This is a genomic window from Citrobacter sp. RHB35-C17 (assembly GCF_013816795.1).
In the GTDB taxonomy this organism is placed as follows: Bacteria; Pseudomonadota; Gammaproteobacteria; order Enterobacterales; family Enterobacteriaceae; genus Citrobacter_A; species Citrobacter_A amalonaticus.
The window spans coordinates 1,405,682-1,429,436 of the sequence record NZ_CP057150.1; the positions used below are offsets into that span (position 1 = coordinate 1,405,682).

Here is a 23,755-nt window from a genome sequence, read left to right on the forward strand (position 1 = left end):
CATCCGGCATAATCAGGTTATTTCACCGTCCACGCTTTTGAAAACCGACGACTGGCAAACAGCTCCTGAAGACCGTTGATCTGTTTCAGGCGCAGGACTTCGTCCTCGTCCATCCCCAGTTCCTTACCGATTTTTTCGTCTTCCCATCCCAGTAATGCCAGTTCACGTACGATCTCTGACATCGCGTGGATCTGATGACGGCCACGAGCACGGTTATGGCGAATAGTTGCTGCCATGCGGTCATGCCGCTCCCCTTCCAGACAAGTAATGGGTAAATAGCCTTTGAGACGGGATTTAAGCGAGGCTTTGCTTTTCCCCAGTTCATGGCGGTGAAAACCGTCGACGATCTCATACTCTTCCGGACTGGATTGGGTGGCAACAATGGGTTGGGTAAAGCCATCCGCCTCAATGGATTTCAGCAGCAGCTTTTTCTCCGGTGGTGCGACGTTATTAGGATTGTAATCGTTAGGCGAAATGCGATCGTTTTTTATCCATAGCACACAGTCAACCGGCTCGTTGCGAAATGGACTGACGCTGTGAATCGCCTTTCTGAACTCATTGATGGCTTTAATTCTTTCGTCATCAGATAAGCCAGAAAGATAGCTAAGGAGGTCCTGAGTTAATCGTTGTTGCATAAAATTCCCCATTCCTTGCGTTTCGCTTTCATGCGTTCGCTATAACGCTGGTAACTTTTCGGTTTAGTTGGACTGAAAGAGAGCGCCCGACACCAGTAATCATTGTTCAATAACACTTTGCAGATGCGTCGCCAGGAGGGGATATCTTTCGAACCGATATCACCCGTCTGCGTTTGCGGGATCTCTCCGAGGCCGTTTTTCTTGTACCACTGTAAATAGACGGCGATTTTGTTGCGGTAATGCTCTGCCGTGGAGATGGGCATGCTGAGCAGTAACAGCATGGCGTAGTCCTGCCAGCTCAAGTGATCGGGCTTGAGAATTTTTCGATGGCCATAGAAGTGATTATCCTGCCCGGCGTAGATCCCGCCGCTCCTGACGCCACTCACGCGCTCGCACATCGCGGCCCATCTTTCCGGTTCAACAACATGATAGAGCCATAATCCCTGGCGCTGTTCAGGGCCAAATGGTTCACAAATACGCATGTAACGGGCCGGAACACCGGCCTGATACATCAGGTTGTAGAGCGGATTACAGGGCAAATTGGTGCGACCAAACCAGGTCCAGATATCGGCTGTTTTCCAGTCATACAATGGATAGATATACCAGGTATGTCCGCCTGGTGCAGCGGTCGTCCAGGGTTTGTCATCGGCAAAACGCTGTTTACGTAAACTGGCGATTGCCACAAAACGGTTATAGGATTCATCGGCCCGAATCCCGATCATCATCGCTGCCGGGCGTTTATTCGAAAACCAGTCGGCAAATTCACGTACAAACTGTTCGAAGGTCATGCCGGATTGATAGAAGGGAAAATAACCCGGATCGGTGATGGCGTCTGGCGGCGGTTGACGAACCCACTGGGCATTGGGTTCCCAACACTGCCATTCAGGCTGAAACTGTGAGAGTGAGTTTTGGGTGGTGAGCGGAAGGGCAACCCAATAGAAATGGTCGATGACATCGGCATACATTTCGCGCAGCGCGGTAATATAGCTAATGGTACAGGAAAATTGCGCTTCCCAGTCAATGAACAACACATTGATTTTTTTGTGTAGCTTACGGGCAATATTGGCCGTCAGATGTAACATCAAGCCAGAATCTTTACCACCGGAAAAGGAGACGCATACGCGGGGAAGATTTTCGAGAGTCCAGGTGATGCGTTCTTCAGCGGCTTCAAGAACATTTTGGTTTAATGATATTTTATAAACGGACATGTATCGCTTATCCTTAAACGTTAAAGTCATTCGCCTGAAATAGATATCCCTCTATAATATAAGACTTTTTTTGGAGTGTGCAATACTTAAATAAATTCAATGAATTAATTAAATTATCTTACATATATCCGTTTTGAATATATTTTAATTGATATTACATGCTTGCTATACAAGCTGGTGTGGTTAAAAACAAAGGGTTTTTGCAAAGAAATGTTTCTTTCTGGTTTGAGTGTTACTTAAGTAAAGCTTAAATGACGAAGTGATTTTTACAACGTGTTATGAGAAATATTCAGGGTAATTATATCTAATGGCATATAATTACCCGTAGTACTTATGGATGTGTCATCATGGCATCCAGTTGCGCTTTTTCAGGCAAGCCAACGACCTGCTGAAGAACGTTATCTTTATTCATATAATAAATTGCGGGCGTGACGTTTGCGCCTAAATCATCCATGATTTTCTGGTTCATATTGAGGATTTTCATGTGTGCCGGAGAAATCGCTTTGGGTACCGTGAGTGCCATTTTTCCGCCAGAGGCTTCATAATCATGCCAGGTTTTTGCCGGATCGTTCGATGCCAGAATGGCAGCAGCGGTAGCTGGGCTCTCTGGTTTGATGACGCCGACGAGTAGCGTTCGCAATTGGACTTTGCCGGACTCCACCCATGGCCGAGCCTGTTGCCAGAACTGTTTGCAGTACGGACAGAAAGGATCAGCAAAAACATACAGCACCACCGGAGCCTCTTTTTTGCCATCGAGAAGCCAGTCGGCTTTTTCCATGCGCTGCCACATTTCCCGTCCGGCAGGCGCATAGATTTCTTTCTCTATCAACTGATTGCTCAGGTTTTCGCCTTTTTCATTGTACATGTAGCCTGAAATGGCCTGCTTGCCATCAGGCGTCAGGTAGATAGTGACCCCCATATCCTGATATTTCCCAAGATATCCTTTCATCCCGCCGGGCGCATCGAACGACTTTATAATGGTAATCCCTTGTTTTTCTATCGCTTTAACGGGCGCAGGCAGGTCTTCGGCCCAGGCAAAAAGAGGGAGCAGGGAGAGCAAAAGCGTACGTTTTAACATCATTTATCCTTATAAATCAGAGCGATTGCGAGAACGGTGGGGAAACCTATCACAGCCATAGATAAGACCTCAGGCTGGAACGTTGCCCTTTGAGGAGTGGGGTGGTGTAATCATTCTCGCTGTTACAGCCTTTGTTAAGGTAATGTAGAGCGCAACACATAGCCAGTTTCACTGGCGCTGAAGTTACCCACGGGTAGTTCAGGTAACGGGGCTGCCTGCAAAGGTGGCCCTTTTTACTTTGCGTCGTAGCACGTTCACAACGTTGAATTGAGAGGTTTGTTAGCTAACGCTTATTGATTTGATAAAGGAAACGCATTAGCCCTGTCAGTCAATCTTCGGTAACTTATCTCTCAACGAAAACATGGAGGAAGTACAGATGTCTTTGATTAATACCAAAATTAAACCTTTTAAAAACCAGGCGTTCAAAAACGGTGAATTCATCGAAGTGACCGAGAAAGATACCGAAGGCCGCTGGAGCGTCTTCTTCTTCTATCCGGCTGACTTTACCTTCGTATGCCCGACCGAACTGGGTGACGTTGCAGACCATTACGAAGAACTGCAGAAGCTGGGCGTAGACGTTTACTCCGTCTCTACCGACACCCACTTTACCCACAAAGCATGGCACAGCAGCTCCGACACCATCGCCAAAATCAAATATGCGATGATCGGCGACCCGACTGGCGCCCTGACCCGTAACTTCGACAACATGCGTGAAGACGAAGGTCTGGCAGACCGCGCGACGTTCGTTGTTGACCCGCAGGGTATCATCCAGGCGATCGAAGTTACCGCTGAAGGTATCGGCCGTGATGCTTCTGACCTGCTGCGTAAAATCAAAGCCGCTCAGTATGTTGCTTCTCACCCAGGCGAAGTGTGCCCGGCTAAGTGGAAAGAAGGCGAAGCGACGCTGGCTCCATCCCTTGATCTGGTCGGTAAAATCTAAAAATTCCGGCGTTTTTCATGCCACAGGTGTGTTGGCTGCGCTTACTTATCCCGGTCACTTACTTATGTAAGCTCCCGGGGATTCATAAGCTTGCTGCCTTCCTGTGACAAGGAATACAGGGAATTTACCTCACATACGGGTGCTTATGGGTGCCCGTTTTATTCAGCACCATGACGCAAGTTGTATTAATGCAGACTCAGCCAAATCAGCTTGCATGATGATGTTTTCAGAGAGGGAAGAACAATGCTCGACACAAATATGAAAACCCAGCTCAAGGCTTATCTTGAGAAACTGACGAAACCTGTTGAGCTGATTGCGACGCTGGATGACAGCGCTAAATCGGCGGAAATCAAGGAACTGCTGGCTGAAATCGCTGGACTGTCAGAGAAAGTCACCTTTAAAGAAGACAACAGCCTGTCGGTGCGCAAACCCTCTTTCCTGATCACCAATCCGGGTTCAACGCAGGGGCCGCGTTTTGCAGGTTCTCCGCTGGGACACGAATTTACGTCGCTGGTTCTGGCGCTGTTGTGGACCGGTGGACACCCGTCAAAAGAAGCGCAGTCTCTGCTCGAGCAGATCCGCGATATTGACGGCGATTTTGAATTTGAAACGTATTACTCACTCTCCTGCCATAACTGCCCTGACGTGGTACAGGCACTGAACCTGATGGCGGTGCTGAACCCGCGTATCAAACATACGGCGATTGATGGCGGCACGTTCCAGAACGAGATCACTGAGCGTAACGTGATGGGCGTACCGGCTGTCTACGTTAACGGGAAAGAGTTTGGTCAGGGTCGGATGACGCTGACGGAAATCGTGGCGAAAGTGGATACTGGCGCTGAAAAACGCGCCGCAGAAGAGCTGAGCCAGCGTGATGCTTATGATGTTCTGATTGTCGGTTCCGGTCCTGCGGGTGCAGCCGCAGCGGTTTACTCCGCACGTAAAGGGATTCGTACCGGCCTGATGGGTGAGCGTTTTGGCGGCCAGGTACTCGATACTGTGGATATCGAAAACTACATCTCTGTCCCGAAAACGGAAGGGCAGAAGTTGGCTGGTGCACTGAAGGCGCACGTCGATGATTATGACGTGGATGTCATCGACAGCCAGAGCGCCAGCAAACTGGTGCCAGCGGCCAGCGAAGGCGGTCTGCATCAGATTGAAACCGCTTCCGGTGCGGTACTGAAAGCGCGCAGCATTATCATTGCTACCGGTGCGAAATGGCGCAACATGAACGTTCCGGGCGAAGATCAGTATCGTACCAAAGGCGTCACCTATTGCCCGCACTGCGATGGTCCGCTGTTTAAAGGCAAGCGTGTGGCGGTGATCGGCGGCGGTAACTCCGGCGTAGAAGCGGCGATTGATCTCGCAGGGATTGTGGAACACGTGACCCTGCTGGAATTTGCCCCGGAAATGAAGGCGGACCAGGTACTGCAGGACAAAGTTCGCAGCCTGAAAAACGTCGATATTATTCTGAACGCGCAGACGACAGAAGTGAAAGGCGATGGCACGAAAGTGGTTGGTCTGGAATACCGCGACCGTGTGAGCGGCGACGTTCACAACGTTGAACTGGCGGGGATCTTCGTCCAGATTGGCCTGTTGCCAAACACCACCTGGCTGGAAGGGGCGATTGAACGCAACCGGATGGGTGAAATCATCATCGACGCGAAATGCGAAACCAGTGTGAAGGGCGTATTTGCGGCGGGCGACTGCACCACCGTACCGTACAAGCAGATTATCATCGCGACCGGCGAAGGGGCGAAAGCTTCCCTGAGCGCCTTTGATTACCTGATTCGTACGAAGACGGCATAAAAAAAGAAAGTAAGACTACACCTGCAAAATGAAAGAGGTGCCGACTGGCACCTCTTTTTTTGTCAGTCATCAGATGATTAACGCACAACCAGTACCGGCAGCGTGGCATGACGTACCACACTTGAGGCATTAGAACCCAGCAGGTGTGTGGTAATTGACGGATTACGTGAACCAATGACCACTACGTCAGCATTCAGTTCTTCACCCAGCTCATTGACCACGTCACGGACGCTGCCAAAGCGGACATGCTGCTTAATACGGGAAGGATCGATACTGAAGTGACCGACCATCGTTTGCAGTCGGGTTTCGGCTTCATGCTGTAAGTGTTCTTCAAAACGACGAACGTCGGCGGCGAAGCGATGCAGGCTCAGGCTGGCAGAACCAGGCAGCACATGCAAAAGATGAATGACGCCATCCTGCTGCGCCAGAAATTCAGCGTGGCGAATCGCCTTATCGCTGAGTTCCATTTCAAAAACATCAACCGGCATAATGATTGTCTTATACATACCCGTTTCTCCCTGTTAATTAATACTTAAATCATTCAAGCATATAATAATAATTCTGTCTGCTTTCTGCAGGGTATTTTTCACATGTGCGGCGATTCCTTGTTCATTCACTACCAGTGATTCTCCAGGTAAAGCACGGCACCGACGATGATCGCCGCCATAATGAAGAATCCCAGTAATATGCTGAATGTATCGTTCATGACCGCACCTGCCAATGAAACCGATTCAGTGTGGACGAGTCAGGAGAAAGGCGAACCAGGAAGAAAGGGTGATTTTACGGAAGATGCCGGAAAGAGGATGCGAGCGCATCCTCTGGGTAAAGCGGAAAGTCGCTTATGCAGATGGGATTAACGCAGGAAGTCGCCAGCAGCTTCTGGCTGGTATTCCAGCTCCAGCACTTCGAGGTGGGTGGATACGCCGCCCGGAAGTTCCCAGTGAATAGTGTCGCCCACACGCACGCCCAACAGCGCTGCCCCCACTGGCGCCATCACTGAAAGTTGCGTACTGCTGTCGGTCATCGCCGCAGGATAAACCAACGTGCGCACGCGAATTTCGCCATCGCTCAGATTGCGGAATTTAACACGACTGTTCATGGTCACGACGTCATGCGGCATGGTCTCTGGCGAACACATTTGGGCACGATCCAGCTCGGCATTTAACGCGTCGGCAATGGGTAAATCTGCATACGCGGGTTGCTCCAGTAAGCGATCGATGCGTTCTGCATCAAGGTCGTTAATGATGATAGTTGGTCTGGACATTTTTACTCCATGTCGTCAGTACTGCGTTTTGCCGCAGGTAATATTCCCAAAAGAAAACCCTCACCGTCTGGCGGCAAGGGTTTAACTCTCCCGATGATACTGAGACTTACCCTGGGTTTGAAGTGATTTAGTTCACATTCGGGTAAATAGCTAAAAAAGCATCGCTGGTATGAATTTTATTGGATAAACGTGATCGTTCTCAAATTTGCATTATGCTTTTTAAGCGCGCGCCGCGAGCGCGTCACTTTCTCAGCGTTCCGTTACAGGAGATCTCATGAGCCAGTACGACAAAATTACTCTCAAAGATGGCAGCTATCTGTATTTTAAGGACTGGGGTGATCGCAGTGGACAGCCCATTGTCTTCAGCCACGGCTGGCCGTTAACGGCAGATGCCTTTGAAGATCAAATGTTTTTTCTGGGGTCGAAAGGATATCGGGTGATCGCCCACGACAGGCGCGGGCATGGACGTTCCGCGCAACCGTGGGAGGGGCACACGATGGATCAGTATGCCGACGATCTGGCTGAACTGACCGCACACCTGAACCTGCAAAATGCGGTGCACGTCGGTCACTCGACGGGCGGTGGCGAAGTGGCGCGTTATATTGGGCGACACGGGACGCAGCGCGTGGCGAAAGCGGTATTGATTGGGGCGGTGACGCCTATCATGGTGAAAACGGATTTCAACCCAAACGGCGTGCCAAAAGAGGTGTTCGACGGTATCCGTGAAGGCGTTGTCAATGACCGTGCCGCCTTTTTCTATGAACTCACTGCCGCCTTCTACGGCTATAACCGTCCGGGAGCGAAAGAGTCGAAAGCCGTGCGCGAGAGTTTTGTTGAGCAGGGATTACAGGGCTCAATAAAAGCGCTGTACGACTGCATCAAGGCGTTCTCGGAAACAGATCTGCGCGAAGACTTGCGCAAAATGACCATTCCGACGCTGGTCATTCATGGCGATGACGATCAGATTGTCCCGCTTGAAACCTGCGGCAAAGTGGCGGCAGAAATCTTGCCCGACGCGCAACTGAAGGTCTACGCGGGCGGTTCCCACGGCATCTGCACCACCCATAAGCAGCAGATAAATCAGGATCTGCTCAACTTTATTCAGTCGTAATCTTTAACGGATTGCTCTACGCTGATCCTCTTCCATCAGGGGGATGAGCGGAGCGCATTTCGTGCTTCGCCGACGTTAAATTCATCAGAGAATACTATGTATTTCTATCAACCCTCGCAGGGACACGGCCTGCCGCACGACCCGCTGAATGCCATTGTTGGCCCCAGGCCAATTGGCTGGATCGCTTCTCAGGACACCGCTGGCCGGGATAATCTGGCGCCTTATAGCTTCTTTAACTGTTTCAATTATCATCCGCCCATTATCGGTTTTGCCAGCACTGGCTGGAAAGACAGCGTGCGTAACATCATGGAAACCGGAGAGTTTGTCTGGAACCTGACCACCCGAGAATTAGCCAGCGCGATGAATGAAACCTCTGCCAGTCTGCCGCATGGCGAAGATGAATTTTTCGCTGCCGGTCTGACGAAGGCGGAAAGTCGGCTGGTAAAAGTGCCACGCGTTGCGCAAAGCCCGGTGAATTTTGAATGTCGCCTGTCGCAGAGTATTCAACTGACGACCACGCAAGGTGAAGCCATCGAAACCTGGCTGATCCTCGGTGAGGTTGTCGGGATTCATATTGCCGAAACGCTGCTGGAAGAGGGGATTTACCAGACCGCAAAAGCACAGCCCGTGCTGCGTGCTGGCGGCCCTACGGCCTACTATGCGATCAGCGAGTCGCACCGTTTTGATCTGGTGCGCCCGGATGCGCGTGCGAAACGTTGATTTTTGACCCGGCGCGGATTTCACGTCGGGTCAAAAGATCAGTAACCTACTTTGTCGATGACGAACTGCTTACCACAGTTTCCCGGATGGGGTTGCGGGGCAAACGAGTCGGCGGAGAGCGGCGCGTTAATGGCACTGGCCTTCAGCGAGAACTGGATCTCCGTCAGATAAGCCGGATTGCCGTGACAACTCAGTTTTACTGCTTTGACGGCCTCTTTTCCCCAGCGTTGGGCCACCGCTGCATCGAAGGCGCGGCGACTGACGCTCTTACCGTAATTCTCGCCCAGAAATGCCCCTAATTCGCTGGCCTTGATCTCTTTGTTCAACCGCACCATGGTGCCGAAGTACGCATCCGGGTCGAAGCCAAAACAGGCGCCGTGTTTCGCGTATTCATAGCGTTCGAGGCAAGAACGTCCGCCTGCTCCTGGCATAACGTCACTGAGTTTCGCGGCGGTTTCCAGCGAAAGTCCTGTTTCTGGCGCAGAACATTTGCGACTGGCACGAGCTTCCGGCAGGTTAGGGATCGGACGCGTGGCGCAGCCAAAGCGCATCCAGCGGCGTTCATCGACTCCGCGTGAAGCGACCGATTTCGGTAATCCTGGCCACAATCCGTGAACGGTCAGAAAATCGACTTTGTTGGCGGTCTCTTTTTGCAGGCGACACTCGTCAGGCTCACGGCGGTCCCGATCGTGCTGGCTCTGGCAGAAGCCTGTCTGCCAGGAGAGCGCCAGCACATAACGGTCAAAGTCGCCGTACTGCGTTGCCTGTAATTCGTTGGCGGTTGCGGTAGAAAGGGGGAGGAGTGGGGCGGCGAGCCACACCCATTTTTGCCAGGTCGGTTTCATGATGATTCTGAACTTATATAAAATCTGAATAGTATCTATTTAACCATAAAAAAAGCCCGCGAGGTGTCTTTACCCTGCGGGCCTTGATCCATTCAGTGTTTTACGTCAGAACTAGTTCCACATCGCCAGAATCGGCCAGCCAACCAGCAACAGCATCGCAATGTAAATCACCCCGAAGATGGCGCCAAGACGCCAGTAGTCTTTGGATTTAACATAGCCGCAGCCGTAGATAATGACCCCTGGGCCTGTTGCGTACGGCGTCAGACAACCCATGATCCCGATGGACAGCACCAGCAGGATACACAGATGTTCCATCGGCACGCCTGGGATTCCTTTACCGACCGCCAGAATCACCGGCAGCATGGTAGCCGTGTGCGCCGACAGGCTGGCAAACAGGTAGTGGGCAAAGTAGAACACCAGCACCAGCACAATTACCGTCGCGTTAGGCGAGAACCCTTCCAGATGGGTGCTCATAGTACTGGCGAACCAGTCAATAAAACCGGAGCGGGTTAAACCGTTTGCCATGACCACGAGGGTGGCAAGGTTCACCAGCGTGTTCCAGGCGCTGTTGTATTTGGTAATGTCTTTCCACGGCACCACATGCAGCGCCAGCATCAGTGAAACGGCTAACAAACCGACGGCGGTGGCGTCGATCATTTCACCGCCAAAGACCCATAACCCTAAGCTCAACAGAACCAGACCGATCAGCGTCCACTCTTTACGCGTCAAGGTACCCATAGTTTTGAGTTCGTCACCCGCCCACGCGGCGACTTCCGCACTGTGTGTGATTTCAGGCTTGTAGAGAACATAAGAGAGCCACGGCGCAACGATCAGCAAAATGATACCGACCGGCAGGAAGCCCAGGAACCACTGCAGCCAGCTAATCTGCACACCGGCGATTTTGCTGACAAATTCCAGACCCAGCACGTTTGGCGCAGCACCCGTAACGAACATCGAAGAACTCAGACTGGTACTGATGACCATCATCCACATCAGGTAACCGCCGATACGACGTGCGGACGGATCGTTCGGGAACGATTTAAACAGCGGCGGCAGGTTTTTGATTACCGGGAACACGGTGCCCCCGGTACGGGCGGTGTTGGATGGCGTAAACGGCGCCAGCAGAATATCGATGATGACAATCGCATAGCCCAGCGTCAGGGTGCGTTTGCCCATGAATTTCACCAGGAACAGCGCGATACGACGGCCAAGCCCCGTAACTTCGTAGCCCAACGCGAAGATAAATGCACCGAACACCAGCCAGACGGTGGTACTGGAGAAACCCGCAAGACCCCATTTCAGCGCCTGTTTACCGGCATCGAATGCCGGATCCGCCAGCTCTTTGGCATCAAAGAGCAGGTAGTTGCTACCAATGACGCAGATGGTCACGGCGATAAAGCTGATCGCGGTAGCCGGGATCGGCTCCAGGATCATACCGACGATCATCGCCACGAAAACGGCGAAGTAATGCCATGCCTGAGGGGGCATGCCGTCCGGGACAGGGATAAGAAACATGACACCCATGACGACCAGGGGAGCCAACAACTTCCATATACTATCTTTCGATAAAGACATAAGTGATTCTCCGGAAAGGATCTTTTCAATAATTGTGTAAATGTTTAACTTGAGAAATCTGGGCTAAAAACCACGTGACGATCAGCAGGTCGGCACTGCCGCCAGGGCTGAGATTGCGTTCAATGCAGTGGCTGTCGAACTGATGCAGATGATCGAGATCGGCGGGGGTTCGGATGCCCCCTTGTTGTAACAATGCGTTTGCCTGCTGCTGTATCCAGCGCAGGCCTGCCGCACCGCCGCGCGAGGCCACGTTGGTATCGCCGTTGCGCGCAATCAGCAGGAGTAAGGTGTCCAGCAGCGCCAGCTCGGGATCGCGTCCCTCGGCTAACAGGGCGCGATAGTGCGGAAGCGCATGGCGGATGACCAACGGATATCCCGCTTCGGCTTCGCCACGTGCGCCGGTTAACCCCAGTTGCTGATAGAGTCGCTGGCCTGCCGTGAGTTGTTGATTGTTGTTGCGCAGTTCGCGCTCGGTCAGGCCGCGGCAAAAGTGGGCGGCGGTGGTACAGATCGTTTCCGGGGTGATGGGCTGCTGCTGCTGATGCAGTCGGCCAATGGCGGCACACAGCAGACCGAGAGAAAAAATGCTGCCTTTATGGGTGTTCACACCCGCGGTGGCGCGAAACATGTCCGCTTCACAGGCCATACCTAACGGGCGTAAGCCGGTTAATACGGCATCGGCCGGCATCTGCGCACTGCATGCACCGTATTCAATAAAACGCGGAAGCCAGGCCTGAATCGCCAGCGCGCTGCGATGAAAATCCGTCAGCGACATGTCTTTATGCGCGCCGCAGTTCAGACGATCGACCAGCCCGGGTTTTGGCGACAGATTGACTTCCGTCAGCATTGCACGCCACGCCAGATGGCCATATGCGTCAAACAGCGTACGAGGAAGAGCGGTCGTTTCAACGGGCATATTGGGAATCGGCAGCATGCAGCAGCGCCTCCATGTGGGCGATCAGATCGGAGAGCGTATGAGTTTTCCCACGCGCGCATTCGGCAGCGCTCTGCTCGCAAAGCAGGCAGCGGCGGGCGGGAAGGGCGAAATGGCGGCGGGAGAGAATGTCGCCTCCGGGTGTGAGCACATCGATATCCCACAAACGTCCCAGAGGATGGGTATGTTCGAGCTCAATGGTTGCGAGCTTGATGTCACGGGCCGGTGCCTCAATCGAGAGCATGCCTTCCGGCCCGCATGCTGAGGCCAGTGCAGCCTGCTCCCTGATATGCCAGTCCGCCTGTGCCGCCAGCGTACGCAGCGCAGTCACGCCATGATTAAAGAGGCGACGGGTGAGCTCGCTGTCTTTAATCGGGCCAGGCGCTACCACGGTAAAGGAGACCAGTGGAATGGGATGGCGCGCTAGCCAGACGTGTTGCCGTGCTTGTCGCGCATCACGGCTGACGAGCAGCTCGGGAATTGAAACGGCGTGGCGGGTGGCAAGTTCAGGGAGCAGGTGCATGGCTTATTCCTTCACCTGATGAACAACATCGATCACTGAACCGTCGCGATAGCGCACCACGGCAATCACACGGTCGGTGAATTCGATGGGACGGGGTTCACCAGTGAGCTGTTGCGCACGTTCACGCAGCCACTCGATGGAGACCACCTTCATCCCGGCTTCTTTCAGGCGTTCCGCCAGTTCCGGACGTGCCGGGTTAACCGCAATGCCATGATCGGTAACCAGAATATCGACGCTGGAACCCGGCGTGACGCAGGTCAACACGTTATCCACCAGCGTCGGAATGCGACCCCGCACCAGCGGTGCGACGATGATTGACAACGCAGCGGCGACGGCGGTATCGCAGTGTCCGCCGGACGCGCCGCGAATGACGCCGTCAGAACCGGTCAGCACGTTGACGTTAAACTGGGTGTCGACTTCCAGCGCACTCAGCACGACCACATCCAGACGGTCAACGGAGGCGCCTTTTGAACCCCAGTTGGCATACTGGTTTGCGCTGATTTCAATGTGATTCGGGTTGCGCGCCAGCGACTCTGCGGCATTGCGGTCGAAGCTCTGTACGTCCAGCAGTTTGCGAATCAACCCTTTTTCATGCAGATCGACGATGGTGGCCGTGATACCGCCCAGCGCGAAGTCTGCGCGGATATCGCGGCGACGCATTTTGTCTTCCAAAAAGCGTGTGACCGCCAGTGAGGCGCCGCCAGTACCGGTTTGCAGTGAAAAGCCTTCTTTGAAATAGCCGGAGTGGGCGATGACATCTGCCGCGCTGCGGGCAATCAGCAGTTCGCGCGGGTTGGTGGTCATTCGGGTGGCGTCAGCTCCGATTTTATCGGCATCGCCGACCTGGTCTATCTGGACGATCAGATCAACCTGATCCTGGGTAATGCTGGCCGGGTTGTGCGGATAAGGCAGCAGTTGTTCCGTCAGTAGCACCACCTGTTTAGCGCTTTCAGCGTCAACGCGGGCATAGCCGAGTGAACCGCAGCAGGCTTTACCGGTGTAGCCGTTAGCGTTACCGAACGGATCGCAGGACGGGACGCCGAGGAAGGCCACATCAATGTTAAGTTCGCCGCTCTGAACCAGATGCACGCGGCCGCCGTGGGAGTGAACCTGAACGGGTTCGGCGAGCAGGCCGCGAGAGATCTCTTCTGCCAGCGGTCCGCGCAGACCGGAAGTGTAAATACGGTTAACGACGCCGTTACGGATATGGTCGACCAGCGGCGCGTGGCAATCGCTCAGGGAGCTGGAAGCCAGCGTCAGGTTTTTAAATCCCATGCTGGCGAGGGTTGCCATCACCAGGTTAATGGTCAGGTCGCCGCCGCGAAACGCATGGTGGAAGGAGATAGTCATGCCATCCTGCAAACCGGAACGGCGGATTGCCTCTTCCAGGCTGGCGCACAGTTTCTGGTCGCGCGGTTTCTGTTCCTGCAAGGCCTGCTTTGCGGCGCTGGTATAGGTGGAAAGGTCGCTTTCAGCCAGGCGGCTCCAGGCTGCTACCCGTTCCTGTCGTTGAGACTGTTCGTTTTTCTGGGTCATTGTTTTTGCCTTATTCTTCGCGGATGCCGGAAAGTTCTGCACGGGAGAGCACCAGACGTGCGCGCTCGATCACCGGGCTGTCGACCATCTTGCCGTTCAGGGAGACCACCCCGAGGCCTTCACGGGCGGCGGCTTCTGCGGCTTCCACGACCAGACGCGCGTGCGTCACTTCTTTTTGCGTCGGGGCATACAGGTTGTGCAGCAGGTCAATCTGGCGCGGGTTGATCAGCGATTTGCCGTCAAAACCCAGCTGTTTGATGTGGGCGGCTTCGTGCAGGAAGCCCGCTTCGTTGTTGGCATCGGAATAGACGGTATCGAAGGCCTGAATCCCGGCAGAGCGCGCGGCCTGCAAAATAGAACAACGGGCAAACAGTAATTCAGTCCCCTCCGGCGAACGTTCCGTGCGCAGGTTGCGTACATAGTCTTCCGCGCCCAGCGCGATCCCGATCAGACGTTCAGAGGCGTGGGCGATTTCCACGGCGCGAGTGATGCCTAACGGTGACTCGATGGCGGCCAGCAGACCCGTGCTGCCCGGCTCGCGACCGCAGGCTTTTTCAATGCGCAGAATTTCGCTTTCGATATCGATAACATCCTGAGCGGTATCGGTTTTCGGCAGACGAACTACGTCAGCGCCGCCGCGAACGACGGCTTCCAGATCGTTGATCCCCCATTCGGAATCCAGTGCGTTAACGCGCACGATGGTTTCGACGTCGCGATACAGCGGATGCTGCAGTGCGTGGTAGACCAGACGACGAGCGGTGTCTTTTTCACGCAGCGCGACGGAGTCTTCCAGGTCAAACATCAGGGCATCTGCCGGATAGATAAACGAGTTGCTGACCATCGCGGCATTGGCGCCGGGAACAAACAGCATGCTGCGGCGAGTGCGCGTTTTGCGCTGTTGCAGAGAAGCGGAAATCATTGGCGATCCTCCCAGGGCAGGGCCGGGATACCGCTGGCGCGCGCCAGTAATGCTTCCAGTCGTGCACGTAAAATGCAGTCCAGTGCGCCTTTATCATCGACATTCAATTGCACGCCGCGCACGTCATACTGCGTCAGAACATCCAGAATGGTGGCGCGAATGGCCTCGCCAAACTGTTTCTCAACGCTGCTGTTGATCTGCAGGTCAATCTCCTGCGTATCGAGAGGGGCGATGCGTATCATCACATCACCGGACTCAAGTGTGCCTGCGACGGCAGCCTGGTTTATTTTCATTTTTCACCTGTTACTAATGCGGGGGTCTTTTGGCGGACTGTCGCGTGAGCGGGTGTGCGCTCAGGCATGCTTTGCAGGTAGTGCAAAGTGGCTGAAGGCACCAGCGACGCGATAGCCGTGAGATCTTTTTTCACGAGCAGTTTGCGCACCAGAGACGCAGAGATCGGCGTCCCCTGGAAACACAGTCGCTCGATTTCCACCAGTTCAATGGGCGGGGCGGGAAGAGTCGGCGTTTCCAGCCAGAAACGCATGTCGTGGTTATACTGGGCGGTTACGCCGCAAAACGGTTCCGTACCGACAAAGCGATGGGTGATCCCCAGCGCAGGTGCCAGATACTGACGAAAAATTTTTAAATCGATTTCGGTGTAGCAATGGTTGATGACGCTTTGTTCTTTAATGAAGTAACACGGGAACGTGGCGCGCGAAATGATGTATTCCGACCCGCGATGAACGGTGAGGTGCGGTATGTCTGCGGTGCCTTTGAGCACCAGGTCGAGTCGGTTCTCATACGGGAAACGGGAGGTATCTTCTTTCACCAGGAACAGATGAAGCCAGTCGCACTGCGCTGCCGCCTGTTGGATTAAATAGCGGTGTCCATTGGTGAACGGATTGGCATTCATCACGATGCAGCCGATTTTCTTGCCGTCATGACGCAGTTTGCTTAATGACTCTGCATAGCGTTTCAGACGTGTGGTGCTGTTTTCCATTAGCACCATGATGCCGGGAACGCGGGTCAGCGTTGAAAATCCGCACTGGCGGAACAACGATTCATACTCAGTTTTGGTATAAATGAAGAGATGCGTGCAGTGCCTTTCGTAGGCGAGATTGATAAGTTCTGTCGCCAGCGTGAGCGCTAACCCCTCGCCGCGTACTGATTCACTAATGGCCACACACTTGATGATATTTCCGGCGATACCGCCGCAGGCGATGAGTTTTTCATCACGAGTCACGGTAATAAAAACCTCAACGGTGGTATCGACGCTCAGATCATTTTCTTTCAGGAATTGCGTGATCGCCGCCATCTTTATATTTTCTGAGCGTTTGACGCGCGTGAACACATTATTACCAAACATAGTGGATAAGTCCTGAAGATATATTGTTGTTGCCGGTTTTGTATGTATGTTGTACGGAAATACGATTTTATAACGTTTTGTTTTCATTCCGGGGAAAAAACGATTTTGCAACGGCCTATTTCTTTTTTTCCGGAATGCATACATCGTAAGGAGTATTTTTGAGGTAAATTTTGATTTATTTCACAAACACTTAGATGGTTTTTATGAGTTTAATGGTTTTAAGTTTTTTAATTATTCTTATTACAGATTGTGACGTGGTGTTAAATGACTTAATTGATTTAATGTGGTGAATCTGTAACGATTGTCTTTATTTGCTGCCTGTCTGTATAAAACAATTTCATTACATATGCTGGCGGCTTTTACCGAATTATGCCCATTAAGGAACCGTCATGTTGGTTCAAAAAAATAAAAAGCCGTTTTCTTTTTTTCGCCGACTGGCATTTCCGTTGCGCATTTTTCTGCTTATTCTCGTTTTTTCGGTGTTCATTATTGCCGCGCTGGCACAGTATTTTTCCGCGAGCTTTGAAGATTACTTGAGTACGCACGTTCGCGATATGGCGATGAACCAGGCGAAGATTATTGCCGCCAACGACAGCATCATTGCGGCGGTGAAGGATCGCGATTACAAACGGCTGGCAACCATTGCCGGAAAACTGCAGAGCGATACTGATTTTGACTATGTGGTGATCGGCGATAGTCACTCTATCCGGCTTTATCATCCTAACCCGGAGAAAATTGGCTACCCGATGCAGTTTACCAAGCCTGGCGCGCTGGAGAGGGGAGAAAGCTATTTCATTACCGGGACGGGCTCCATCGGCCTGGCAATGCGGGCGAAAACGCCAATCTTTGATGATGACGGCAACGTTATTGGCGTGGTCTCCATCGGTTATCTGGTCAGCAAAATTGACAGCTGGCGGCTGGACTTCATTCTACCGATGGCCGGCGTGTTTGTTTTGCTGCTGGTGGTACTGATGTTGCTTTCCTGGTTTTTTGCCGCTCATATTCGCCGTCAGATGATGGGGATGGAACCGAAGCAAATTGCCCGGGTGGTTCGTCAGCAGGAGGCGCTGTTCAGTTCTGTTTATGAAGGGCTGATTGCCGTGGACCCTGACGGCTATATTACGGCCATTAACCGTAGTGCGAGAAAGATGCTCGGCCTGCGTTCGCCAGGTCGACAATGGTTGGGCAAACCGATTCATGAGGTGGTTAACCCATCCGATTTCTTTACCGAACAGATTGCCGAAAGGCGTGTGGACGCGATGGTCAACTTCAATGGTCTGAGCGTTATTGCCAACCGTGAGGCGATCCGTTCAGGGGATGAGTTACTGGGCGCGATTATCAGCTTTCGCAGCAAAGATGAGATTGCCACCCTGAACGCGCAACTGACACAGATTAAGCAATATGTGGAGAGTCTGCGAACGTTGCGCCATGAGCATCTAAACTGGATGTCAACGCTCAATGGCCTGCTGCAAATGAAAGAGTACGATCGGGTCAGGGAGATGGTGCAGGGGGAATCGCAGGCGCAGCAACAGTTGATTGATAGCCTGCGCGAGGCGTTTGCCGATCGCCAGGTGGCGGGCCTGCTGTTTGGTAAGGTTCAGCGCGCGCGCGAACTGGGGCTCAAAATGACGATCGTTCCTGGCAGTCAGCTTCAGCAGTTGCCGGAAGGGCTGGACAGTACCGAATTTGCGGCGATTGTCGGAAATCTTCTCGACAACGCGTTTGACGCCAGTTTGCGTACCGAGCAGGGGAATAAGGTCGTGGAACTGTATCTGAGCGATGAAGGCGATGATGTGGTGATAGAAGTGGCCGACCAGGGATGCGGCGTCCCTGAGGCACTGCGTGAAAAAATATTCGAACAGGGTGTAAGCACCCGTTCCGATGAGCCGGGTGAGCACGGCATCGGACTGTACCTGATTGCAAGTTATGTGGGGCGCTGTGGCGGAACGATTACTCTGGAAGATAACGATCCCTGCGGCACCTTATTCTCTCTTTTTATTCCGAAAGTGAAAAAGAACAATGACGGAACCATTAACCCTATTAATCGTTGAAGATGAAATGCTGCTTGCCGAGATGCATGCAGAGTACATCCGCCATATTCCCGGTTTTAATCAGATCTGGTTAGCCGGTAATCTGGCGCAGGCGAGAATGATGATTGAACGGTTTAAACCGGGCCTCATTTTACTGGATAACTACCTTCCGGACGGGAAGGGGATCACGCTGCTGCATGAGCTGACGGCGTCGCATTATCCCGGCGGGGTGGTTTTTACCACGGCGGCCAGCGATATGGAAACGGTGGCCGACGCGGTACGCAGCGGGGCGTTTGATTATTTGATCAAACCTATCGCCTATGAGCGTCTGGGGCAGACGCTCACCCGTTACCAACAGCGCAGACGGATGCTGGCAGAAAACGACAGCGCCAGTCAGCGACAAATTGATGAGATGTTTAATGCCTATGCGCGAGGCGAGCCGAAAGATGAGCTGCCCACCGGGATTGATGCGTTAACGTTGAATGCGGTTAAAAAGCTGTTTGCTGATCCTCAGGTACAGCACACCGCCGAAACCGTCGCGCAGGCGCTGACCATCAGCCGTACGACCGCCAGACGGTACCTCGAATATTGTGCCAGTCGGCATTTGGTTATTGCGGAAATTGTGCACGGCAAGGTGGGGAGACCGCAGCGAATTTACCACGGTTAATGGCGGCGTATGGCCGGATGAGACATAGCGCGCCCTCATCCGGCAAGGGTTCTGAATCAGCCTCCCGTTACTGCGGAAGAGGTACCCGGCACCATCACTTCGGTCGCAATGATAACGATCAACAGCCCGACCATGACCGGTACGGAGGTGCGTTTTACCACTTCAAAAGGCGAGATTTTTGCCATCCCGGCTACCGCCACGACCACGCCGGAGACCGGGGAGATCGTACGGCCCAGGTTGGATGCCTGTAGCATCGGAATCGACAGATACGCCGGGTTGATACCCGATGATTGTGCCAGCTTAGGAATCATTTCCACGAAAGCGTAGAACGGCGCGTTACCGGAACCGGTGGTCATCGCTGCCAGCATGGTCAGAATCACCAGTACCAGCATCAAAATGATGCTCGCTGAGCCAAACGAAGTGGCGATGGAGATCAGGCTCTGGATGAAGCCAATCGTGCTCAGACCCTGTGCGAAAACACCCGCCGCAACTAACAGCATCACCACGTTCGCAAACGCATCGGCCATACCGCGATACGCCACTTCCAGACCTGAATACACTTTCTGGGTGTTGAAACCCCGGACGAACTCCAGCACTGCCGCAATAAGCATACAGAGCACCAGAATCGTAATGATGTGCAATTGCGGTCCCCACTTACCATCAAAAATCAGCACTCCGATAATCGGCGTAAATGGCAGAATGGCGTAGAACGCCGGCGCCGTAGTGGTGATTTCATTCACGTCAAGCATTTCGTGGGCCGCGTTCTCTTTTTTATCCAGATAACGTTGCCAGAAATAGTGGGCTATCGCCATTCCGATGATTGCCGCAATGGAGATCGGCAGTGTGGTTTTAAAGGCAAAATCGATCAGTGGCATTTCGGCTGCTTTGGCAGCCAGCACGACGTCACCGGAGGTAGGGGAAAGGATAATTGCGGCAGGCGAGGCGCAAATGGCCGCCGCGGCACCGCGGCTGATTCCTACGTTGACCATGATCGGGAAAAGCGTCGCCATCAACAATACGCCGAGTCCGGTAGCGGATGACACTGCCAGGGACATCAGACAGGCAACAAAATAGGCGGCAATCATCAACAAATAAGGTGAATTGATGTACTGCAAAGGCTTCGACGCCAGTTTCACGACCATATCGTTCGCGCCGATGTGGGTCATATAAGCGGCAAATCCGCAGAGCATCATGATCATCATGCCAAGGTCGCCACCACGGCTCATCAGCAGGATCTTGATGTATTCAACGATATCCGTCGCGGAATAACCCGTCGTGGTCTCGCTGGAAGGCAGCACTTTATGGCCCATCAGGGCGCTGATAATCAGCAGCACCAGACCGCCAACAAAGAGCACGCCGGTTGCCGAATACCCTTTAATGATGTAGCGCGCTACACCCACAATAACCACAACTCCAATAAGGAGTTCGATAAATGTCAACATTGTTTCCCCTGTCGCGTAGACACCCAGAAGTGAAATTAAGATAATACCAATAAGTTGGTGTAAAAATGTGCCGAATAAGTGTTTGCTACTTGCTGATTAAAATCAATAAACAGAACGATTAACCGTCGGTCGGCGGCTATTTTTTTCATTGACGTGATGAAGGTGAAATATTTAATTTTCCAGTCTCCAGGAAAATTCCTTATTGTTTCATTTTTGTTTTGTTTATGCAGCGCTGCTGTTAATGAGTGGCGGCGAAAGAGTGCTTTCAACGTAAGAGAGTGAAAATCATACAATATCTGACTGATAATCCAGCGATAAATAATACTGCAAAAGATAGGGTTTAATTGCAGCATTCAAAATCTTAGAACAATCTGATTCAGGTCAGCATTGCCGCTGTTAAGGTTTCATTCAAGTTATTTTTGGTATAATCAAGACTGAACTTAAGAATGGTAATAAACGTTGTGAGTACAGCTAAAAAATATTTTCTCCTTTTTTCATTTCTTTTTATTCAGTTAGCGATGCTGCCGCGTGCAGTGGCAGAAGAAAAAGGGTGGTTTAATACCTTTACAGACAATGTTGCCGAAACCTGGCAGCAACCTGAGCACTATGATTTATATATTCCCGCGATAACCTGGCATGCGCGTTTTGCCTATGACAAAGAAAAAACCGATCGTTATAACGAGCGTCCGTGGGGCGGTGGTTTTGGCCAGTCGCGCTGGGATGAAAAGGGAAACTGGCACGGCCTTTATATCATGGCTTTCAAAGATTCATGGAATAAATGGGAGCCGATCGGTGGTTATGGCTGGGAGAGCACCTGGCGACCTCTGCCGGATGACAATTTCCACCTGGGGTTAGGTTTTACCGCCGGAGTGACGGCGCGTGATAACTGGAACTACATTCCTCTTCCTGTCCTGCTGCCGCTGGCTTCCATCGGTTACGGTCCGGCAACGTTTCAGATGACCTATATCCCCGGTACTTATAACAACGGTAACGTATACTTTGCGTGGATGCGTTTTCAGTTCTGAACCAATTAATGGCAATAAATTTCATATAAAACAAAGTGATATAAGCTTATATCAAAAAATAACGCGACATTTATCACTTTTTGCCAAAGTTCGACTGGACAAAGTGAACCACAATTGGTGTACTGGTACCCGACACAGCATTTGTGTCTATTTTTCATGTAAAGGTAATTTTGATGTCTAAGATTAAAGGTAACGTTAAGTGGTTTAATGAGTCCAAAGGATTCGGTTTCATTACTCCGGAAGATGGCAGCAAAGACGTGTTCGTACACTTCTCTGCAATCCAGACCAATGGTTTTAAAACTCTGGCTGAAGGTCAGCGTGTAGAGTTCGAAATCACTAACGGTGCCAAAGGCCCTTCTGCTGCAAACGTAACTGCTCTGTAAGCTTACGTCAGCAAGATTTCAAAACCCGCTTATTAGCGGGTTTTTTTTGTCTTTAGTGCGCGCTGGAGGCGGAAAATAGCCAGAATGCTAACGCCGTCATCGCAAATGATCCCAACAGGTTGACTAACACATTCAGCATTGCCCAGCCCACCCGACCTTCCTGCAGCAAAAAGACCACTTCCGCCGAAAAGGTAGAGAAGGTTGTCAGGCCGCCACAAAAGCCGGTTGTGATCAAGACTTTCCATACGGGATCGATATTAGTCATTCGACTAAACCATGCCAGTCCCACACCAATGATGAATGCACCCAGTAAATTTGCGGTCAGGGTTCCTATCGGAATCGCCTGATGCATGGGATTAAACCGCATACTGAGCATCCATCTCGCTACACTTCCTGTGCCACCGCCAATAAAAACCGCTAAAAGAAGTTGTAACACTGCATAATCCTGCTTTTGGTTGGTATATAAGATAAGTGTAACGCTGAATAATCATCGTTGGCGAGCCTGATAAACCTGACCGGAGGAATTATGCTAGTTGCTGCAGGGCAATTTGCCGTCAGTCCTGTGTGGGAAAAAAACGCAGAAACCTGCGTCATGCTCATGTCGCAGGCGGCGGGAAACGGCGCGTCAATGCTGGTTCTGCCTGAGGCATTACTGGCGCGAGACGATACGGATCCCGACCTGTCGGTGAAATCCGCCCAGTCTCTCGAGGGGGAATTCCTGCAACAACTGTTGCGGGAAAGCGCGTCGAATACGATGACCACTATTCTCACTGTTCACGTTCCTTCGCGTCCCGGTCGTGCGGTAAACACGCTGGTGGCGCTGCGTGGGGGGAAAATTGTGGCAAGCTACGCCAAGCTACACCTCTATGATGCTTTCTCCATTCAGGAGTCCCGCAATGTTGATGCGGGTAACGTAATCGCACCGCTGCTTGACGTGGATGGATTCAGAGTGGGGCTGATGACCTGCTACGATCTGCGTTTTCCTGAACTGTCGATGGCGCTTGCGTTGCAGGGCGCTGAAGTGCTGGTGCTACCGGCGGCATGGGTCAGAGGGGCGCTGAAGGAACATCCCTGGTCGACACTACTGGCTGCCCGCGCGCTCGATACCACCTGCTATATGATTGCCGCAGGGGAGTGTGGTAACAAAAATATCGGGCAGAGTCGTATTATCGATCCCCTTGGGGTGACGATTTCGGCTGCGGCAGACGTCCCGACGCTTATCATGGCGGAGATCACCGCTGAGCGAATTCGCCAGGTGCGGGCGCAATTACCGGTATTATGCAACCGCAGATTTGTGCCACCGCAATTATTATGACGTTTTTTTAAACACTGCTTGATTCACCTTGTTACAGATTGCTATTGTGTGCGCGCGTCAAATGACCGTTAATATTCTCAGGTTACTAAGGGCGCGCTACGCTGCCTGTTTTACGTTAAGAAGGTATCTATGGGTGAGATTAGTATTACCAAATTGCTGGTGGTGGCCGCACTGGTCGTTCTGCTGTTTGGTACCAAGAAGTTACGTACACTGGGTGGAGACCTGGGCACGGCGATTAAGGGTTTCAAGAAAGCAATGAATGATGAAGATGCGGGCGCGAAAAAAGACGCAGACGGCAGCATTCAGGCTGAGAAACTCTCTCATAAAGAGTAATACCCGGAGCTAAACGCCTGTCCGTTTTACCCTGATGAGAAAAAACCCGCGATTAAGCGGGTTTTTTATAGGCGAAATGTAAGTATTTATTTCGAAA

At 52.2% G+C, this 23,755-nt stretch carries 26 protein-coding genes; 10 read left to right on the forward strand and 16 right to left on the reverse strand.

What is annotated here, in order from left to right:
• Positions 1-17 precede the first annotated feature (17 nt).
• From HVZ37_RS06570 to dsbG, 3 genes are all read right to left on the reverse strand, one after another.
• Positions 18-635, reverse strand: coding sequence for a ParB/RepB/Spo0J family partition protein (locus HVZ37_RS06570; RefSeq protein ID WP_043001452.1), 618 nt, complete (start codon positions 633-635; stop codon positions 18-20).
• Entirely contained in the window at positions 620-1,843 is a 1,224-nt protein-coding gene (locus HVZ37_RS06575) for a phosphoadenosine phosphosulfate reductase (RefSeq protein WP_043001451.1), read from the reverse strand. The genes HVZ37_RS06570 and HVZ37_RS06575 overlap by 16 nt, the downstream gene beginning before the upstream one ends.
• Positions 1,844-2,174: 331 nt before the next feature.
• Complete coding sequence (gene dsbG, locus HVZ37_RS06580; RefSeq protein ID WP_043001450.1) at positions 2,175-2,921, reverse strand: thiol:disulfide interchange protein DsbG; 747 nt, start codon at positions 2,919-2,921, stop codon at positions 2,175-2,177.
• A gap of 376 nt (positions 2,922-3,297) precedes the next feature.
• On the opposite strand from dsbG, the gene ahpC reads away from it, so the two are divergent.
• Together ahpC and ahpF are read left to right on the forward strand one after the other, a co-directional pair.
• A complete protein-coding gene (gene ahpC, locus HVZ37_RS06585; RefSeq protein ID WP_004859485.1) occupies positions 3,298-3,861 on the forward strand; it encodes an alkyl hydroperoxide reductase subunit C in 564 nt (187 codons plus the stop codon).
• Between the two features lie 243 nt (positions 3,862-4,104).
• A complete protein-coding gene (gene ahpF, locus HVZ37_RS06590; protein ID WP_044256621.1) occupies positions 4,105-5,670 on the forward strand; it encodes an alkyl hydroperoxide reductase subunit F in 1,566 nt (521 codons plus the stop codon).
• A 77-nt stretch (positions 5,671-5,747) separates the two neighbouring features.
• Here ahpF and uspG read toward each other — a convergent pair whose 3' ends face one another.
• The 3 genes from uspG to rnk all read right to left on the reverse strand — a co-directional run bounded on the left by uspG (position 5,748) and on the right by rnk (position 6,934).
• Positions 5,748-6,176 carry a universal stress protein UspG gene (uspG, locus tag HVZ37_RS06595; RefSeq protein ID WP_043001448.1) on the reverse strand — a complete coding sequence of 143 codons (429 nt, stop codon included), beginning with the start codon at positions 6,174-6,176 and terminating at the stop codon, positions 5,748-5,750.
• 110 nt (positions 6,177-6,286) lie between these two features.
• Positions 6,287-6,376, reverse strand: a complete 90-nt coding sequence (gene yldA, locus HVZ37_RS23240) for a small membrane protein YldA (RefSeq protein ID WP_272482625.1) — start codon at positions 6,374-6,376, stop codon at positions 6,287-6,289.
• A gap of 147 nt (positions 6,377-6,523) precedes the next feature.
• Positions 6,524-6,934, reverse strand: a complete 411-nt coding sequence (rnk, locus tag HVZ37_RS06600) for a nucleoside diphosphate kinase regulator (protein WP_043001447.1) — start codon at positions 6,932-6,934, stop codon at positions 6,524-6,526.
• A 274-nt stretch (positions 6,935-7,208) separates the two neighbouring features.
• Between rnk and HVZ37_RS06605 the strand changes: the two genes are divergently transcribed.
• Both HVZ37_RS06605 and HVZ37_RS06610 read left to right on the forward strand, forming a co-directional pair.
• Positions 7,209-8,045 carry an alpha/beta hydrolase gene (locus HVZ37_RS06605; RefSeq protein WP_043001446.1) on the forward strand — a complete coding sequence of 279 codons (837 nt, stop codon included), beginning with the start codon at positions 7,209-7,211 and terminating at the stop codon, positions 8,043-8,045.
• 96 nt (positions 8,046-8,141) lie between these two features.
• Positions 8,142-8,765 (forward strand): flavin reductase family protein, encoded by a 624-nt coding sequence (locus tag HVZ37_RS06610; RefSeq protein ID WP_181628244.1) that lies wholly within the window; start codon positions 8,142-8,144, stop codon positions 8,763-8,765.
• Positions 8,766-8,803: 38 nt separating this feature from the next.
• Here the strand turns inward: HVZ37_RS06610 and rna are convergent, their stop codons facing one another.
• The 8 genes from rna to citC all read right to left on the reverse strand — a co-directional run bounded on the left by rna (position 8,804) and on the right by citC (position 16,463).
• Positions 8,804-9,610 carry a ribonuclease I gene (rna, locus tag HVZ37_RS06615; protein WP_044266403.1) on the reverse strand — a complete coding sequence of 269 codons (807 nt, stop codon included), beginning with the start codon at positions 9,608-9,610 and terminating at the stop codon, positions 8,804-8,806.
• 111 nt (positions 9,611-9,721) lie between these two features.
• Positions 9,722-11,185, reverse strand: a complete 1,464-nt coding sequence (gene citT / locus HVZ37_RS06620) for a citrate/succinate antiporter CitT (protein ID WP_043001443.1) — start codon at positions 11,183-11,185, stop codon at positions 9,722-9,724.
• A gap of 25 nt (positions 11,186-11,210) precedes the next feature.
• Positions 11,211-12,119, reverse strand: a complete 909-nt coding sequence (gene citG / locus HVZ37_RS06625; protein WP_044256616.1) for a triphosphoribosyl-dephospho-CoA synthase CitG — start codon at positions 12,117-12,119, stop codon at positions 11,211-11,213.
• Positions 12,091-12,642 carry a citrate lyase holo-[acyl-carrier protein] synthase gene (gene citX / locus HVZ37_RS06630; protein WP_181628245.1) on the reverse strand — a complete coding sequence of 184 codons (552 nt, stop codon included), beginning with the start codon at positions 12,640-12,642 and terminating at the stop codon, positions 12,091-12,093. Before citX ends, citG begins: the two co-directional genes overlap by 29 nt.
• A gap of 3 nt (positions 12,643-12,645) precedes the next feature.
• Entirely contained in the window at positions 12,646-14,178 is a 1,533-nt protein-coding gene (citF, locus tag HVZ37_RS06635; RefSeq protein ID WP_181628246.1) for a citrate lyase subunit alpha, read from the reverse strand.
• Positions 14,179-14,188: 10 nt separating this feature from the next.
• A complete protein-coding gene (citE, locus tag HVZ37_RS06640) occupies positions 14,189-15,097 on the reverse strand; it encodes a citrate (pro-3S)-lyase subunit beta (RefSeq protein ID WP_044256612.1) in 909 nt (302 codons plus the stop codon).
• Positions 15,094-15,390, reverse strand: coding sequence for a citrate lyase acyl carrier protein (citD, locus tag HVZ37_RS06645; RefSeq protein ID WP_043001438.1), 297 nt, complete (start codon positions 15,388-15,390; stop codon positions 15,094-15,096). The genes citE and citD overlap by 4 nt, the downstream gene beginning before the upstream one ends.
• A complete protein-coding gene (citC, locus tag HVZ37_RS06650) occupies positions 15,387-16,463 on the reverse strand; it encodes a [citrate (pro-3S)-lyase] ligase (protein ID WP_181628247.1) in 1,077 nt (358 codons plus the stop codon). The genes citD and citC overlap by 4 nt, the downstream gene beginning before the upstream one ends.
• Before the next feature lie 389 nt (positions 16,464-16,852).
• Between citC and dpiB the strand changes: the two genes are divergently transcribed.
• Both dpiB and dpiA read left to right on the forward strand, forming a co-directional pair.
• Positions 16,853-18,514, forward strand: coding sequence for a sensor histidine kinase DpiB (dpiB, locus tag HVZ37_RS06655; RefSeq protein WP_043001436.1), 1,662 nt, complete (start codon positions 16,853-16,855; stop codon positions 18,512-18,514).
• Entirely contained in the window at positions 18,483-19,160 is a 678-nt protein-coding gene (dpiA, locus tag HVZ37_RS06660; RefSeq protein WP_043001435.1) for a two-component response regulator DpiA, read from the forward strand. The genes dpiB and dpiA overlap by 32 nt, the downstream gene beginning before the upstream one ends.
• A gap of 56 nt (positions 19,161-19,216) precedes the next feature.
• On the opposite strand, the gene dcuC is transcribed toward dpiA, so the two are convergent.
• Positions 19,217-20,602: an anaerobic C4-dicarboxylate transporter DcuC gene (gene dcuC / locus HVZ37_RS06665; protein WP_043001434.1), complete on the reverse strand. Its 1,386-nt coding sequence runs from the start codon at positions 20,600-20,602 to the stop codon at positions 19,217-19,219.
• Between the two features lie 446 nt (positions 20,603-21,048).
• On the opposite strand from dcuC, the gene pagP reads away from it, so the two are divergent.
• The gene (gene pagP, locus HVZ37_RS06670) at positions 21,049-21,627 is read left to right on the forward strand and encodes a lipid IV(A) palmitoyltransferase PagP (RefSeq protein WP_043001433.1); all 579 of its coding nucleotides are present in this window, start codon (positions 21,049-21,051) and stop codon (positions 21,625-21,627) included.
• A gap of 173 nt (positions 21,628-21,800) precedes the next feature.
• Positions 21,801-22,010 carry a transcription antiterminator/RNA stability regulator CspE gene (cspE, locus tag HVZ37_RS06675; RefSeq protein WP_000034826.1) on the forward strand — a complete coding sequence of 70 codons (210 nt, stop codon included), beginning with the start codon at positions 21,801-21,803 and terminating at the stop codon, positions 22,008-22,010.
• Between the two features lie 52 nt (positions 22,011-22,062).
• On the opposite strand, the gene crcB is transcribed toward cspE, so the two are convergent.
• On the reverse strand, positions 22,063-22,446 hold the full coding sequence (gene crcB, locus HVZ37_RS06680) for a fluoride efflux transporter CrcB (protein ID WP_043001432.1): 384 nt from the start codon (positions 22,444-22,446) through the stop codon (positions 22,063-22,065).
• Positions 22,447-22,536: 90 nt separating this feature from the next.
• Between crcB and HVZ37_RS06685 the strand changes: the two genes are divergently transcribed.
• Positions 22,537-23,325, forward strand: coding sequence for a deaminated glutathione amidase (locus tag HVZ37_RS06685; RefSeq protein ID WP_181628248.1), 789 nt, complete (start codon positions 22,537-22,539; stop codon positions 23,323-23,325).
• A 129-nt stretch (positions 23,326-23,454) separates the two neighbouring features.
• A complete protein-coding gene (gene tatE / locus HVZ37_RS06690; protein ID WP_043001430.1) occupies positions 23,455-23,658 on the forward strand; it encodes a twin-arginine translocase subunit TatE in 204 nt (67 codons plus the stop codon).
• Positions 23,659-23,755 lie beyond the last annotated feature (97 nt).

Coding starts and splice junctions, on each gene's coding strand:
- citD (WP_043001438.1), bottom strand. CDS start 15,390: ATGAAAATAAACCAGGCTGCCGTCGCAGGCACACTTGAGTCCGGTGAT.
- uspG (WP_043001448.1), bottom strand. CDS start 6,176: ATGTATAAGACAATCATTATGCCGGTTGATGTTTTTGAAATGGAACTC.
- rnk (WP_043001447.1), bottom strand. CDS start 6,934: ATGTCCAGACCAACTATCATCATTAACGACCTTGATGCAGAACGCATC.
- citG (WP_044256616.1), bottom strand. CDS start 12,119: ATGCTGCCGATTCCCAATATGCCCGTTGAAACGACCGCTCTTCCTCGT.
- citT (WP_043001443.1), bottom strand. CDS start 11,185: ATGTCTTTATCGAAAGATAGTATATGGAAGTTGTTGGCTCCCCTGGTC.
- citX (WP_181628245.1), bottom strand. CDS start 12,642: ATGCACCTGCTCCCTGAACTTGCCACCCGCCACGCCGTTTCAATTCCC.
- HVZ37_RS06570 (WP_043001452.1), bottom strand. CDS start 635: ATGCAACAACGATTAACTCAGGACCTCCTTAGCTATCTTTCTGGCTTA.
- rna (WP_044266403.1), bottom strand. CDS start 9,610: ATGAAACCGACCTGGCAAAAATGGGTGTGGCTCGCCGCCCCACTCCTC.
- ahpF (WP_044256621.1), top strand. CDS start 4,105: ATGCTCGACACAAATATGAAAACCCAGCTCAAGGCTTATCTTGAGAAA.
- citE (WP_044256612.1), bottom strand. CDS start 15,097: ATGATTTCCGCTTCTCTGCAACAGCGCAAAACGCGCACTCGCCGCAGC.
- dpiB (WP_043001436.1), top strand. CDS start 16,853: ATGTTGGTTCAAAAAAATAAAAAGCCGTTTTCTTTTTTTCGCCGACTG.
- citC (WP_181628247.1), bottom strand. CDS start 16,463: ATGTTTGGTAATAATGTGTTCACGCGCGTCAAACGCTCAGAAAATATA.
- ahpC (WP_004859485.1), top strand. CDS start 3,298: ATGTCTTTGATTAATACCAAAATTAAACCTTTTAAAAACCAGGCGTTC.
- dpiA (WP_043001435.1), top strand. CDS start 18,483: ATGACGGAACCATTAACCCTATTAATCGTTGAAGATGAAATGCTGCTT.
- HVZ37_RS06610 (WP_181628244.1), top strand. CDS start 8,142: ATGTATTTCTATCAACCCTCGCAGGGACACGGCCTGCCGCACGACCCG.
- tatE (WP_043001430.1), top strand. CDS start 23,455: ATGGGTGAGATTAGTATTACCAAATTGCTGGTGGTGGCCGCACTGGTC.
- HVZ37_RS06685 (WP_181628248.1), top strand. CDS start 22,537: ATGCTAGTTGCTGCAGGGCAATTTGCCGTCAGTCCTGTGTGGGAAAAA.
- dcuC (WP_043001434.1), bottom strand. CDS start 20,602: ATGTTGACATTTATCGAACTCCTTATTGGAGTTGTGGTTATTGTGGGT.
- cspE (WP_000034826.1), top strand. CDS start 21,801: ATGTCTAAGATTAAAGGTAACGTTAAGTGGTTTAATGAGTCCAAAGGA.
- HVZ37_RS06605 (WP_043001446.1), top strand. CDS start 7,209: ATGAGCCAGTACGACAAAATTACTCTCAAAGATGGCAGCTATCTGTAT.
- pagP (WP_043001433.1), top strand. CDS start 21,049: ATGGTAATAAACGTTGTGAGTACAGCTAAAAAATATTTTCTCCTTTTT.
- dsbG (WP_043001450.1), bottom strand. CDS start 2,921: ATGTTAAAACGTACGCTTTTGCTCTCCCTGCTCCCTCTTTTTGCCTGG.
- citF (WP_181628246.1), bottom strand. CDS start 14,178: ATGACCCAGAAAAACGAACAGTCTCAACGACAGGAACGGGTAGCAGCC.
- HVZ37_RS06575 (WP_043001451.1), bottom strand. CDS start 1,843: ATGTCCGTTTATAAAATATCATTAAACCAAAATGTTCTTGAAGCCGCT.
- yldA (WP_272482625.1), bottom strand. CDS start 6,376: ATGAACGATACATTCAGCATATTACTGGGATTCTTCATTATGGCGGCG.